Annotated in this window: 18 protein-coding genes; 5 read left to right on the top strand and 13 right to left on the bottom strand. The window is 44.5% G+C overall.

What is annotated here, in order from left to right:
• The first annotated feature begins 84 nt into the window (after positions 1 to 84).
• The gene (locus QQL66_RS20520) at positions 85 to 843 is read left to right on the top strand and encodes a type 1 glutamine amidotransferase domain-containing protein (protein ID WP_284384064.1); all 759 of its coding nucleotides are present in this window, start codon (positions 85 to 87) and stop codon (positions 841 to 843) included.
• Positions 844 to 942: 99 nt separating this feature from the next.
• Positions 943 to 1731 carry a substrate-binding periplasmic protein gene (locus tag QQL66_RS20515; protein WP_284384063.1) on the top strand — a complete coding sequence of 263 codons (789 nt, stop codon included), beginning with the start codon at positions 943 to 945 and terminating at the stop codon, positions 1729 to 1731.
• A gap of 23 nt (positions 1732 to 1754) precedes the next feature.
• On the opposite strand, the gene QQL66_RS20510 is transcribed toward QQL66_RS20515, so the two are convergent.
• The 9 genes from QQL66_RS20510 to QQL66_RS20470 all read right to left on the bottom strand — a co-directional run bounded on the left by QQL66_RS20510 (position 1755) and on the right by QQL66_RS20470 (position 7633).
• Entirely contained in the window at positions 1755 to 2237 is a 483-nt protein-coding gene (locus QQL66_RS20510; protein ID WP_284384062.1) for a GNAT family N-acetyltransferase, read from the bottom strand.
• Positions 2238 to 2306: 69 nt separating this feature from the next.
• Entirely contained in the window at positions 2307 to 2588 is a 282-nt protein-coding gene (locus QQL66_RS20505) for a putative quinol monooxygenase (RefSeq protein ID WP_284384061.1), read from the bottom strand.
• Positions 2589 to 2635: 47 nt separating this feature from the next.
• Complete coding sequence (locus QQL66_RS20500; RefSeq protein ID WP_284384060.1) at positions 2636 to 3040, bottom strand: DUF1801 domain-containing protein; 405 nt, start codon at positions 3038 to 3040, stop codon at positions 2636 to 2638.
• Positions 3041 to 3068: 28 nt separating this feature from the next.
• Positions 3069 to 3773: an aspartate/glutamate racemase family protein gene (locus QQL66_RS20495; protein ID WP_284384059.1), complete on the bottom strand. Its 705-nt coding sequence runs from the start codon at positions 3771 to 3773 to the stop codon at positions 3069 to 3071.
• A 9-nt stretch (positions 3774 to 3782) separates the two neighbouring features.
• Complete coding sequence (locus QQL66_RS20490; RefSeq protein WP_284384058.1) at positions 3783 to 4295, bottom strand: metal-dependent hydrolase; 513 nt, start codon at positions 4293 to 4295, stop codon at positions 3783 to 3785.
• 8 nt (positions 4296 to 4303) lie between these two features.
• Positions 4304 to 4780, bottom strand: a complete 477-nt coding sequence (locus QQL66_RS20485) for a DinB family protein (protein ID WP_284384057.1) — start codon at positions 4778 to 4780, stop codon at positions 4304 to 4306.
• A gap of 125 nt (positions 4781 to 4905) precedes the next feature.
• Positions 4906 to 5226 carry a hypothetical protein gene (locus tag QQL66_RS20480; RefSeq protein WP_284384279.1) on the bottom strand — a complete coding sequence of 107 codons (321 nt, stop codon included), beginning with the start codon at positions 5224 to 5226 and terminating at the stop codon, positions 4906 to 4908.
• Positions 5227 to 5340: 114 nt separating this feature from the next.
• A complete protein-coding gene (gene hmuQ, locus QQL66_RS20475) occupies positions 5341 to 5643 on the bottom strand; it encodes a heme-degrading protein HmuQ (RefSeq protein WP_284384056.1) in 303 nt (100 codons plus the stop codon).
• Between the two features lie 184 nt (positions 5644 to 5827).
• Entirely contained in the window at positions 5828 to 7633 is a 1806-nt protein-coding gene (locus tag QQL66_RS20470) for an RHS repeat domain-containing protein (protein WP_284384055.1), read from the bottom strand.
• 317 nt (positions 7634 to 7950) lie between these two features.
• On the opposite strand from QQL66_RS20470, the gene QQL66_RS20465 reads away from it, so the two are divergent.
• Positions 7951 to 8880, top strand: coding sequence for a helix-turn-helix transcriptional regulator (locus tag QQL66_RS20465; RefSeq protein ID WP_284384054.1), 930 nt, complete (start codon positions 7951 to 7953; stop codon positions 8878 to 8880).
• A gap of 15 nt (positions 8881 to 8895) precedes the next feature.
• Complete coding sequence (locus QQL66_RS20460; protein ID WP_284384052.1) at positions 8896 to 10002, top strand: helix-turn-helix transcriptional regulator; 1107 nt, start codon at positions 8896 to 8898, stop codon at positions 10000 to 10002.
• Between the two features lie 28 nt (positions 10003 to 10030).
• Here the strand turns inward: QQL66_RS20460 and QQL66_RS20455 are convergent, their stop codons facing one another.
• From QQL66_RS20455 to QQL66_RS20440, 4 genes are all read right to left on the bottom strand, one after another.
• A complete protein-coding gene (locus QQL66_RS20455; RefSeq protein WP_284384049.1) occupies positions 10031 to 10471 on the bottom strand; it encodes an acetyltransferase in 441 nt (146 codons plus the stop codon).
• A gap of 52 nt (positions 10472 to 10523) precedes the next feature.
• Complete coding sequence (locus tag QQL66_RS20450; RefSeq protein WP_284384048.1) at positions 10524 to 11372, bottom strand: GNAT family N-acetyltransferase; 849 nt, start codon at positions 11370 to 11372, stop codon at positions 10524 to 10526.
• 48 nt (positions 11373 to 11420) lie between these two features.
• A complete protein-coding gene (locus QQL66_RS20445; protein ID WP_284384047.1) occupies positions 11421 to 12197 on the bottom strand; it encodes a hypothetical protein in 777 nt (258 codons plus the stop codon).
• A gap of 116 nt (positions 12198 to 12313) precedes the next feature.
• The gene (locus tag QQL66_RS20440) at positions 12314 to 13252 is read right to left on the bottom strand and encodes an RluA family pseudouridine synthase (protein WP_284384046.1); all 939 of its coding nucleotides are present in this window, start codon (positions 13250 to 13252) and stop codon (positions 12314 to 12316) included.
• Between the two features lie 148 nt (positions 13253 to 13400).
• Between QQL66_RS20440 and QQL66_RS20435 the strand changes: the two genes are divergently transcribed.
• Positions 13401 to 13874 carry a hypothetical protein gene (locus tag QQL66_RS20435; RefSeq protein ID WP_284384044.1) on the top strand — a complete coding sequence of 158 codons (474 nt, stop codon included), beginning with the start codon at positions 13401 to 13403 and terminating at the stop codon, positions 13872 to 13874.
• Positions 13875 to 13926 lie beyond the last annotated feature (52 nt).

The following is a 13926-nucleotide window of genomic DNA, read 5'->3' as shown; positions in this document are numbered from 1 at the left end:
TCTGCTGCGTGTGCTGTGACATACTGAATGAAACAACTCATTTATATTGATGTTTCTATGGGATAGGTTCAGAGAAAAAGCGGGATGATTTTAATACTACTACCAGATTCAGATTATGACCCAACCGAATCGGCCGTGCCTTGGCAGGCATTAATCAATGCCGGCTTTGAGGTGTGTTTTGCCACACCGTCTGGCAAGGTCGCGTATGCCGATAAACGGCTGACGGAATTAGGCTTCGGTGTGTTATCGACATTTTTTATGACACGAAAAAGAGACATAGATAGCTACCAGAAAATGGCATTAAGTGAGTCATTCAATAGGCCGCTTAAACTCAGTGATCTTACGCTGGATGGGCATCTCAACGTCGAAGGTATTCTTGTCCCGGGCGGACACGCGCAAGGGATGAAGACTTTACTTGAATCGGCACATGCTCAGACTTTAATTACTGATGCTTTTAAGAAGGATATTCCCGTTGCGGCTGTCTGTCATGGCGTGTTGCTTCTTGCCCGTTCGATTGATCCGGAAACTGGGAAGTCGGTGTTATTTAATCGAAAGACCACCGCATTGCCTAAGTGGATGGAATTATTTGCCTGGTATGCCACCAAGCCCAAATTGGGTGACTACTATCGAACGTACCCTGTGTCGGTTGAGGATGAAGTTAAAGCCAGCCTTCAACATACCAGGAACTACAGGTTAGGGCCGATCCTACCGTTTCGGGATAAGCCCGGTGGTGGCGGGCCGGTGTGTATCGTAAGGGATGGCAATTATTTGTCTGCTCGTTGGCCAGGTGATTGCCATACCTTAGCGAGAGACTTTGTTGCCTTGCTAAAAGAGCAGATCTAACCGGGTTGGTTCGTACTGCGTCTGGAACGCCGAGGATTATTGGCATTACGGACACCAGCTTCTATGCTTTTGTGATATGCGTGATGTAGGTCTTTCAGTATGAAACGTTGGGCGCTTTTTGATATGGCAGCTGGTTTACAGGGGCTTGTTTTGCTCTTTTGGGCCAGTATTAGCGGTGCGGAAGAAAATGCATCAACAACTCATCAGCTCAAACTCGCGGTTGGTGAGTTCCCTCCTTATATTTCCGAATCCATGACGGGCTATGGCTTGATGCCTAAGCTGATTTCCAAAACCCTGAACGACATGGGCTATGAGGTCAGCTTTCAATTTTATCCTTGGGCAAGAGTCAAACAGATGTTATTGGAGGGAAAAGTGGATGGTTCCGTAAGTTGGGAGCCCAGTGATTCATTAACTTCCAATGTGCTGTTTAGCCAGCACTATATTGTGGGGCAGAATCTATTTTATTACCTGAAGGGATCTGATTTTCACTGGAATACATTTGAAGATCTTAAAAACTATAAATTGGGGGTAAACATTGGGTATGAGTTTGGCCCTGTTTATGACCAGAGAAAGCATGAATTGAACATCTACGATATTCCAGAAGGTAAGTCGGGTTTGGGTATGCTCTTACTGAAAAGAATCGATGCCTACCTCAATGACAGTTTGGTGGTGCAATTCGAAGCGCAACAATTTTATCCCAATCAAATGGCGTCATTTGAGCAGAGCCCAACTTTTCATGCCTATGAATATCATTTGTTGAATCTGTCGGCAAAGCGGGCTGAGAACAAACGTATTATGACCGCTTTTGATGCCGCGATAGCAAAACGGCTGGCATCGAATGAACGCTTAGAAAGCGACTCATGGAAGTTCGAGATAAAGTCCGAGTGAATTGGGGAATGAATTTATCCCTGCTACCCGATCTCTCGCTTATAGAATTTGGTATCCACGGTCATGATAGGAAACGCCTCAGGAAGTGCCGATTTCAGGATTTCCGAGAAGCCATTTTTTTCATAGAAACGATGTGCTGCCAGAAACTTCGATGTTGTTCCTAAGTAAATGGCTTTGAGTTGGTTTGCTTCTGCCCAGTCAAACGCGGTGTTGAGTAATTGATTCGCAACGCCTTTTTCTTTACCCCGATGAGATTCGGCCACAAACATCTTCCGCAGGGCTACTGTATCGTCCCCGATGTCCAATAATGAGATGGTGCCAACGACATGGTCGTTATCTACGGCCACCCAAAAATTGCCTTTTCCTGTGATATAGAAATCTTGGATGTTCATTAAATCGGGTTGATCGTCGGCGGTGATGTCTAAATCAAATTCAGAGCGTTGAATACCCACAATCAGTTGAATGATGCCGTCTTGATGTTCATCTTTATATGCTTCAATGATCATTACTTTTTATCCCTAATGTATCTCATGCGCTCGGCTTGAAGATTGATCATTCATAAGTAATTGTTGGAGCTATGAGTGATAAAAACCACCTTTTGGTGGTGCGCCGATCAAGGGCATAGCGGCGGCCATGTCTTCTTGAGGGTAGTTGTCCAGAGAGGTCTTATGTGAGTCAGCAGAATCCCACACTTCGATCACTACAAACAGGCTGTCGTTATCGTTACTTTGCAGTACTTCGCAGGACTCACACCCAGGTGAGGAAGAAATGTAAGTTTTCAATGATTTCAGGAAGGTGAATAATTCGGTGGCTTTACCTTCAGCGGCTTGGAATTCATTGATTCGGGTAATGCTCATAATTGTCCTTAATATTTTTATCGTTTAGAGGGTATGAATGTCGATCTTTATGCGCCCAGCAATGGCAAGTGTTTAATCCGTTTGTATTGCATGGCCAGAGTTAAGCAGTGTCGAATAATGTCTTCAGGAAGATCCTTATTCACATCAAGTACGATGGCGCGATTGCCTTCAAAGGGTAGTGAGTTGGAATACAGCTCGCGAAAGGTATCGACCAGTTTGGTTTGGCAGTGAAAAAACAGGTAGTACTGATCCGGTGTTTTTTCTTTCCAGTCCATTCTGATTGGGCTACCGCTTTTGACTTGGAAACTGGGTTCTCCCCACTTTAACGCTTCTTCAACTTTGCCCAAATTTACGCTTTCCGCAATATCGAGAATCAAGGATCTGAGTCGTAAAAGGCACGGCCGGACATGTGCAGGATAACGATCAAATATTGCTTGAATGTCCGAACTCATTATTTGCCTTTCCTTGCTGGGTTTTCTATTAGATTCGTTCATCAAATATGGCATATTCGACAGCTTTTTCTGCGTGTATCGCTGTGGTGTCCAATAACTTAATGTTGGTATCCGACTGTTGAACCAGCATACCTATTTCCGTACAACCAAGAATCACGGCTTCCGCACCTTGATCGGCAAGTGCATTAATGATGCGTAAATACTCTGCTTTAGAGTCAGGCTTGATAACCCCTAAGCAGAGCTCTTCATAAATAACGCGATGGATGATCGTTCTGTCTTGTGGCGAGGGGACTAACACCTCAAGCCCGTAGTTGTTGGTGAGTCTGCCTTTGTAGAAATCTTGCTCCATCGTAAAGGCGGTACCTAATAAACCTACCTTCGTGATTCCATCTTTCACCAGTACCTCTGCGGTAGCATCTGCAATGTGGAGTAACGGAATCTGGATCGCTTGTTCAATGTCCGGTGCAACCTTGTGCATGGTGTTCGTGCAGATCAGTAAGACGTCTGCTCCCGCTGCTTCAATACGTTTTGCGGCTTCCGATAAAATCTTTGCAGTACCTTGCCAGTCGCCTGCGTGTTGAAGCTTTTCAATGGGATCAAAATCGACGCTGTACATAGCGATTTTGGCAGAATGTAACCCGCCTAATTGATGTCTGATGCCTTCATTGATGGCGCGATAATAGCCTTGTGTACTTTCCCAACTCATACCGCCCAATAGGCCAATGGTTTTCATGTGATTCCTCTATCGCTGAGCGCGTTTGTTTTTATGTTTGAGTATTTCTAGAACAGTGAAATAGAGTACGCCACCGACGGCACCACTGTATAAACAAAGCTTGTGTAGGGCTTCTATCGATATAAAACCTAAAAATGGGTTGTGGCGATCGAATGGATAAAAAGGTTCAAGGTCACTGTGCATGATGCTATCCAACAGTACGTGACTGTAGGCACCAATAAAGGCGGATAAAAAGGTTACCCACCATGCGATTTTTACCTTCCATTCCTGATTAAGCCCGAGCACGAATAGTCCGATTTCTGAAAGATATTTACCTGTCAGTGCTGCAAGCAAAGCCAGTAGTGTGGCCCCCACGTAAGTATGGCTGAAGCCGTGAAGATGACCTTCGCCTGTGATCAGTACAATCAAAGGCTGGATGTCCATGATGATCTGAGTCCATCCGAACACCATCAAACTGAAGCTGCCTTGGAGTAGAGCTTTGATGGCGATTCCTGGCCCCATATGAAGTGGCGTAAATGGCATAGTGGTTTCTATACCTGTTCAGGCATATGCAAAAACCGAGTGAAAATATCGGCAGGGCGATTTAATCCGCATTCGGTAAGTAGCATCCCTACATTGCCTCGATGATAAGCGCCGTGGATGATTAAATGATCCAGAATCTCTTCTCGTGTCATACGCCCTGAATCACCATCGGTGAAGGTAAACTCGACTTCTTCCTTCAGCGAGGTTGGGCTGAGTTCTTGAACATAACTGATCAACCAGGCATCGGTTTCTTCGATGCGTTGTTTTAGTTGAGCCAGCGTTGGTGTTTCAGGTGTGTTGGTTGCGGAGAAGGAATGAGCGACACCTTGCAGGTGTGCAATGAAGATTTTATCTACGACCAGCGTGTGATTGAGTAAGCGAATGGCGGTGGTCCATTGATCAGGTTGTTCGTCTTTGTTTATCTGTTTGACGAGTTCCAGTAACTCCTGATTTGCCCAAGCTTTATAGCGGAATTTGTTTTCCATCGTTTTCTTCCCTAATGCAGTAATAATCCGCCTCTGTATTTCCTTGAGAAGCGCTTGCTTATATTTTCATCCATGACGAATCAAAGCAAGCAGAGAGTTTATTGAAGAGAAGGGCGCTTGAGTGGTTAATTAATTCGGGACCAGAAGGTCATATCAACCGTACTTTCATCAATAAGCTCCAGATACTGTAATGCCACTGGATTAGACAGCCACTGCTGACAATATTCTTCCGCTTTCTGTTGGCTTGTGGCGATGGCAACATCGGCGTAGAGGCCATCTTTGCCACGGACCAAGAAATGCATGATCAGCTCTTCCTGCTGAGAAAGAAACTGAGATTCCACCTGTTTGGATAACTCAATCAAGATGTCTTCCGATACGCCTTCTTTGAGTTTAAAGGCAGCGAATTCCATACCGCCAATTGAGCCAATGTTGTCTTTTAGAATCATCACTGAAGCCTCCTGTTATTAGATGAGGCCAGAGTATAAGAGCTCCCTACTGACAACTGCTGTCAGTAGTTTTTGATTTTTATAAAGACGGAGTTGAATTTGGCGATCGTGTGGTTACAGAACACTTTCAAAACACTCAAGCTGTGGCGGACCCATGTAAATATCTTTGCGACTGCCTGCGTTAGCATGCGCTTTTCGAAAGGCTTCTGATTTTGTCCAGGCCTCAAATGCTTCCCGTGATTCCCATACCGCATGTGAAGAGAATAGGGTGAATTCTTCATTGCTTTGGCCTTGCAGTAGATGGAATTCCTTAAAGCCCGGTACTGTTTCAAGGTAAGAATCCCGGCCTTTCCAAATCTCGATAAAGTCTTGTTCACAGCCTGGTTTGATTTTGAAGCGGTTCATTGCGATAAACATAGTGGTCTCTAAATAATCGTGTTTTGATTTTTATCTGGAAATGAGTCTAGGACAAAGTTATAGAGAAAGGCTACTTTCAGAAATTTTTGGGTTTGGTATCGGGGGAGAAAGACATAAAAAACGAGCGGGCCATTTCTGACCCGCTCGTTTTAGTAATCATTAAACAATCCGTTTATTTAATTGCTTAACGATGAACGCTTGCATCGGCAAAGCAATATCTGCTTCTGGAGAATGACTTTCGATTATTCAAATAATTCTCGTGAATCAGATGGCCAAGTGCATCGTCATGGGTTGCTCTGCTGTAGTTGTAATCTGTGTAGAAATCAGCTGTTTGAGTGAATTTTTGTTGTTGCCCTTCATCACCATATTCGATGGATAGCGTAGATTCTCTGGCAATGAGGTCTCCCGAAATGCGTTGGTTAGTCAGTGTTGATAAGCCATTTTCATCGTAGGCATACTGCAATCTGTAAGTCAGCTGGATTGGGTCTCCTGCCTGTTCACGGTAACCCACTTCACATTGGGTTAAGCGCCCCATCTCGTCATAAGTAAATGGTGCGGATGATTGATAAATTAGCTGCTCATCTGCATCAAATAAAGTGGCTTCTTTTAAGGTTAACAGACCGTCTTCGTTGTAGGTTTCGATATAAACGGAGGTTAAACCGTCTTCAACAAGCGTCTGCGAGACGGTGTTTCCTTCATAAGTAAAGGTATAGATCGAGTTAGATGTCGGATTCTCACCGTTTATATCAAACCCGCCTCGGGAGATATATCGTTCAACGCGACCTTCGTTGTCATAGTATTGCGTGTCGATAGAGATCGGTTTAATGACGTTCCCATCTGCATCCACTTGGTTTATCGTTTTATTAACGATTCGGCCATTTTCATCGTATTGATATAGCGTGTTCTGCAATGTATCAAATGTCCCATCGCCATTATTGTCGATAACATAGCCTCGTTCGCTCAGACGAGTACGGTTGTCTTGATAGGTGTATTGGGTAAAGTTGGTGTTGCTAACGGTGGTTAGGATGTCAGAATAATAAGTGTATTCGTAACTGGTTGGCATGTTGAAATCATTCCAGGCACGATCATAGACGAAGCTTCTGTCATAACTGCCATTTTTGTCCCCGTCTACACGGTGAGTTTCTTTCGTTACGTTACCGTTATCATCGTACTCGATTGATATTTCTTCTTGTTCTCGGCCATCTTTGGTCATAGCCGTCGGCTGGCCAAACTCATTTAGGACATAGTTGGTACTGCTAACAAACATGGGGGTAAAGTCCAGCTCTTGTGCTCTGATTTTAGCGCTGACAGTAATGCCACCAAGTTCATACAAGGCTTTCAGCGGAGTCGCTTTATCCATGGCTAAAGAGATCCCGGTCTCTTGCTGGAAGGAGATCATCGCTTCGCTCTTAAAGAAGTCTTTGAGTGGCAACGCAAAGGTATAGTCAAGACCTTCTAATGCGGTTATCCATTGAGTTTGGGTCAGATCAAAACCGTTACTTGCATCCTTGTCACTATCCAGTGCCAGCAGGAGTTGCATCACGTTGGAAGCCTGGTGAAGCTCAGATATCTGTGCCAATTTTGGGGTACGATTGAGTGCTTCTAGTTGCGTTTGAACTTCATACTGTTCATGCAAACGCAGCTGAATGCGTATGTCTTTCGCGGTACGAGGTAACGTGAAGGTGTTGTCCATCAATTGGAACAACGTCAAGTTTGCTTGTGGAGTGATCGTTGCCAACTCGGTTTTACCCAGAGTAAAGGTAACCTGCTCACCTTCTCGATATTCAAATGCCCCTCGTTCTGAGGTGATTCCGGAGCGCGTTTCTGTGCGGTAAGGAAGCCCTATAACCGTATCCAGATACCCAATCTGAACTTCGCCTGCTGCTACTTTTGCTCCTGAATTTGCGTCTGAATCAGAGCCTGATCCTGAGCCCCCACCGCACGCTGTTAATACTGCGGATGTAAGTCCGACAAGTAGTGTTTTTTTCATTATGTGTTCCAACCCTATGTAAGCATGTAAATATAATTAGGCGGGCAATCATAGGGAGATCTCAGAAGGCCGTGTATGAGCCAATTTAGGGGAGATGAGGGGGTAAGTTTGGGGGAATACCCTAATTTGCACTATTGAGACAGGAGGGTCGATCACTACTATAGTTAACCCACAAAACGGTGGTTGTTTATGGGCTGACTTTTGGCTCTTTTCTACCGAGTTACGCTGTGACAGTTTGCGTTGAGAATACTGTCTATTGAGAACATCCTCCTTTTGAGGACACCACTATTGAGTACACCATTCCTTGAGGACATCATGTGAGTGCTACTGCTGATGTTATAAGCCGGGCCATGGAGGACTTGATTCATGCAATGAACATTGATGTTCATAGTGCAGTCTGTTGGTCAGGATGGATAGATGTTTTAGTCGAATACAGTGGTGCCCTTGAGGGACAACTCAACATACCCTCACTAAACGTTGCTCTCACAAGGCCGGTGAAAACCGAACATAAGAGTATTAAACAGCACGTCAGCAACCATTACAGCCGCAACTGGCAGGTGGAAGGTCATCTGGTTGAACTCACCCTTTGCTTTGATCAAAACACAGTGATGGCTGAACGATTAATGTGGTTGAGTCAGTTTGATGATTGTTTGCTGTCGTCTTTAACCATCGGAGTCAAACACTCACAATATATTGGTCAACGCCGGTTGGTTAATCTGGCGTTGGATACAGTTCGTCTGGCGATGCTGGAAGTTGATCATAATAGCCGTATTCTGCACACCAATTATTTGGCGAAAGAACTGATTAATGACAAAACCATTTCGGTCAATGCTCAGAAGCTCGCCAAATTAGGATCATCAAAAATCACCGATTACCTTTCCGACCCTTTGCCCAATGAAAAAGTCAGTTTCCGTTATCAAGCGGGTGATAACCTCTACGAATGCATGTTGCTTTATTCGACGGACGAGTTGTTTGCATGGTCGAGGAAGCTAGGGGTGTATTATCTGACGTTAAAGCCATTGGATAACTCGCCCAACGCGAAGTGGCTGACTCAAGGTTTTGGGTTGAGCGACTCTCAGGCAACGGTTGCAGGTTGGGCGTGTTGCGGTAAGTCTGCCAAGGAAATATCGGCGTTAACAGGGTTAAGCGTCAGTACAGTATATTCCTACCTCAAAGCGATTTATAAGAAGCTCGGTGTTCAAAGCCAATCACAAATGGCGGCGATGATCTGGCCTAATATTTTCTGATAGGTCCTAGCGTCGATGTTTACCGATCCCAAACTGATCACTCTCTTTATTAATCGGCTATACAGTGCAGTGACCCGGCCCGGTGATCTGTTAAACATTCTTAGTGATCTGCAGGAGCAGATAGACTCGCCTCATGCGGCATTTCAAGTCGAAAACCTCGAAACACATGATTTAAAAACACTCCATATGCTTGGTTACAACGAGCAGTCAATGCAAACCTATGAAGATTACTTTGTAACCTGTGATCCCTGGACAAAAACAGCCTATGCCCGAAATCTGGACAATGGTGTATTCATCACGGGTCAACGAATTTTGTCGGATAAAGATTATAGAAACTCGGAGTTCTATATCGACTGGGGTAAGCCGTTTGATGTCTGTCATGCCATTGGAACCTCTTTCCTGCTAAGTGACGGCTACCATGCCAAAGTGTCTTTCCAGCGTGGCCGAGAGCAAGGGGCGTTTTCCGAAGAGATCGAAGCCGCCTTGAATCTTCTTCGGCCCCACTTCGGGCACTACATTCGTTTGGCTCCTATTTTTGAAGTTGCCAGCCGGTATCAGTTTCATTGGCAGTTCTTTATTCACCAGCTTGATCGCCCGGTGTTTGTCGTTGATAAATCACTAAAAGTCATCATGATGAATCGAGAGGCGGAACAGTGGATGAAGGAAACAGCCTTGCTTGGTGTATCTCATGGGCAGTTGTTTGCCCCGGATTCCCGACAGCACAGTCATCTTCAGAAAAGCATTGATTGGGCCAGTCATCCTGAAACGGCTAATTCTGCAACCTTGGGGTTTGTTCAGCTTTATTCTGGAGAACAATCCGAAAATCTGTGGACCTTACCTTTGATCGACTTCGAACAGTCGGGCTACGATTCCACCGGCATGGCTTTGCTTATTGCCCGCAGGCGCATCCCTCACTGTAAGATGGTGATGGAAAAGTTCTCGCTCTCCCAGCGACAGGCAGAGCTTTGTTTGTTGATTCTGGAAGGCAAAACGCTGGAAGAAATCTCTCAAGATATGAATGTTGCACTCAACACTACACGCAATACGTTGATTGCTTGTTTTTCAAAATTGGGCGTTCGAAATCAGGTGCAACTTATCCAGCTGTTGTTGACGCGGTTGTAGGGAATCAACCTCGTACTTGTCTGAGACATTAATCTTCTCTCAATGTCATATGTATTAACGGGAATGGATTACCTTGGCCGTCCAATTCCGAACGGCCGGTTTGAGTAAAGCCCAGACGCTCGTAAAAGCCGATGGCTTTTGGGTTTTGTTCGTTCACATCCACCTTCGTGGCGTGCAGGTTTTCAATGGCAAACTCAGTGAGCTTTCGCCCGATGGATTGGCCTATGTGAGCCGGATCGACGAACAACATTTCAATGTTTGAATCACTAACGCCAATGAAGCCTAGAATTTTGTCGTCGCCGTTTTTAACGCAACGCAAGTCTACTGCATCAAAGTAGTGTTGGAGGATAAGTGGTTTGAGTTCTGCAATGTTGTCTTCCGGTAGGAAATCGTGTGTCGCTCTGACCGAGGCTTCCCAAACCTCAATGAGTTCTTGGTAGTTGTCTTTGGTTACTGCTTGGATGTTCATGGAATTCCTTTTTTAGAGCATCTTGAATGTTAAATCGTTTTGTTGGTAGGGCTTACCCAATCTCAAATGAGGTAACACCAAACAACCGATCCAGTGGGATGTTTGGAGTTTCGCCCGTATACATTCTTGCCGTCTCAAATGACACTTGCATGCCGTGGCGTTCTGCCAGTGATACGGCGGCTTGGTTAACCTCTGGTGTATCCAGATAGACAGTGTCTGTTGTGTTTAGTTTTGATTTCAATGCAAGAAAAAGCGACTCCGCCAGTTCCGAACTGTCTGCCAACAGTGGCCCGATTTTATAGCCCTCGCGACATTCACGAATCACACCATAACCCGCCAGTTGTCCATCATTCATGATACCCAAAGCATGGCTGTCTGGTTGGTTAATCCAACCTTTTAAGAAGTTAGATCGTTTGGCTGGGAAAAACGGCTGATCGTAAGTTTCGATGGTATCGAAGGGGAGGGAAGCCAGTTCCACGATGTTGGCCTCTTCAGGCGCATTCCCACCACCTAAGCCTTCGTATCGAATGTTACTGTAGGCGAGTTTGAAACCTGACTTTTTGTAATTCTCTTGCTGAGCGACGACACCATCCAGAGCAACGTTTGCCCCTTTAAGATACTCAAGTGCTGCATTCCAAATCTGAATACCGTAGCCTTTCCCGCGATACTCTGGCTTAACAATGTAGAAGCCAATAAAACCGAAGTCATCGTTGTATTTCACTGCGGAAATAGTCGCAATCGGTTCATCGTTCAGATAGCCAATAAGAAACCCGTTTGGGTCTGCGGCGTGATAACACTCGGCATCGTGAAGGCCAGGATTCCACCCTTCTTGTGCTGCCCATTCCACAGCAAGCGCTACTTCTTGTTGGTTCATCGTTTTGATGGTGTAGGTGTTTTGCATGTGTCCATTCCTTGGGGAGCCTACTGAAGGCTAGTTTTGTATTACACACTATAGATTAGAAGATGCTTGGTCTATCAATGATAAAAGTCGTCTATAACTTAGTGGGAAAGCAACTAGTTTGAGTGTAATTTGTGCTGTGCCATCCTGGTCGATATATCGTTCACTATCTTCGTGATAGCTGAATGTAGATTGTTGAAGTCTAGTTTTTAGAATGCCCAAGTCTTTTAACTTTTGCATACCGCTTCCAAATTCGTCGTATAAACTATCTATGCTTAAGTCGATATTTTTTTGACTCCCAACATATGAGATATCTTCGATTACATTATGTTCTAAAATGTATATTAATTCGTTATTTTCTATATATGTTGATCCAGCTAAGTTTCCTTTTCGCTTATTTCGTGTTGACTGATTAAGCCACTGTTCAATTGTGCTTAAGGATTCTATCATTTCAGAATCATTTAAAGATTCGGCAGCAGAAAATATTAGCTCCTCAATCTCGTTGGCAGTACGATTTTCAAGACATAGTTCAGCAGTTAAAATTCCAATAATGCGGGGGCCAATATCTTTGGACTTGGCTAGGCTAACCCTCCTATAAGCATCAAATACAATTTCACTTCCTATCTCTGTTGATAAAATCTGTTCTATCTTTTTTGATATGTCCTCTTCAAAGTCACCATCTTGGCGCACTTTTAGTAATCTATGCTGAAACTGGAGAAAAAAGTTTTTAGCGCGGTAATGTGTCCATCTTTCAATTACATTAGAAGCAAAAGATTTTGCTAATGTGTTAGCAACAGACTTAAACGGTATTTCATTGATATCATCCATGATTTAGTCTCCTATTAGCTGATTTGGCTTTTGAATAACTTGTTCCATTCTAAATGGTTTGCTGTTCGTGGTTTCACCAATATAGTACGAACATACGTTGATCACTAGTTAAGCTCTTACCTGAACAAAAACTCCTCAGAAAACAGTTCATCTCTTATCACAATATCCTTTCCGTTTTCTTCCCAAAGATTATGCAAATGCAGCTCGTAAGCATGAAGCAGGTGATGACTTGGGCCTAGCTTTTGATGGTCGAATTCGGTAAGAGTTTTGTCGATTCGTTTGAGGTAAAACTCGCCGTTATTGCTGTAGATTTTGTCACCGAGAATTGGGTGCCCTAGGTGAGCCAGCTGAGCACGGATTTGGTGCTTCCGGCCGGTAAAGAGTTCGCATTGGATGAGGGAAAACTCACCCTGTGATTTCAGCAAGGTAAATCGGGTTTTGCTGGGCTTGCCTTGCCCAGTGTCTACTACGTGCATTTGGCTGCGAATTGGGCTGTCTTCGATGGTGTTGAGGTCGCATTCAAATTCCAGCTCGCTCCACGGGGGTGTGCCGTAAACCACGGCGCGGTAGATTTTCCGTTTGATCAATGATTCCAACTTTGATTGATAACGCTTGGCAATGTCGTTGTTTTGGGCGATCAAAATCACGCCGGAGGTTTCCAAATCCAATCTATGAAGTAAGTGGGCATCAGGCCAGGGGCTTTCTCGACGAAGTAGCTGAATTAAGGTGTTGTAGACGTTTCGGGTGGTGCGATTAACTGGCAAGTTGGCGGGTTTATGAATGGCGGCAATTTCATTGTTGTGCCACAGCAGTTGCCAGCGCGTATCCACTTCGGCTTCTTGATAATCAGGGACGGTATAGGCAATTTGCTGACCTTCATGAACCACAACATTTTCGGTAATGACTTGGTTATCCACTGTAATCAATTGCTGATCTAAAAGTCTCTGCCATTGTTCAGCTGTCAAATAGGGGATGCATGGCAGCAGGCATTCAAGTAGAGGTTGATCGGCTTGATTTGCTGAAATGATGAATGAAAAGTGCGCGTCTTGAGCCATTAAGAGTTAATCAGTGTGAGTGTGGAATAAAGGGGAAAGTATGACAGTAATTGAAGAGCTAAGCTTATAAAATAGCGATGTGAATTCCTTTGGAATTAACTATTTTTTGTTTATGTGTTTTGGTTAGACATCGACTGAGAGTTGAATTGTGTCGCTCAAGCAAGGATCGATAATAGGGTTATGTCTTCTTATTACTGTATGGGTAAGGGGGGGCTATTCTCTGGAGTTAGAGGCGCTCTACACTGAGAGTCATTGTCATGAGCTAACGATCCGCGCTGTGCCGAAGAGGGTGTTGGTTGGAACAGAGGTTCAGAATATTTCTGAGTTTTATCGAGCTAACACTGAGTTTGATGGTGCGTATTCTGCCGAAATGGGGGGTGCGACTTTGGATGTGACCTTCTTCCAACAGTTCAGTGAGTTCTCGTTAACCAGATCCTTTCAGGAGCCAGGAGAATCCATCAGGAAGGATCTGTTTCCTTCTGTTTGTCAGCAGGGAAACTTCATTTTTGCGGATGGCTTAATCGGTTCCATGACAGACCAAGGGCTGTTGATTTGGGAATCACAACAGAAAATTGAAGAAATACCCACTGATTTGTGGATCTTATATCGACGATATAAATAAGGCGGTGCCTTTAACTGTGAACACCGCCTTATTGATTAATTGAATGATGTCA

Source organism: Litoribrevibacter albus, from assembly GCF_030159995.1.
GTDB classification, from domain to species: Bacteria; Pseudomonadota; Gammaproteobacteria; order Pseudomonadales; family Litoribrevibacteraceae; genus Litoribrevibacter; species Litoribrevibacter albus.
This window is presented reverse-complemented; position numbering and strand designations above follow the sequence as displayed.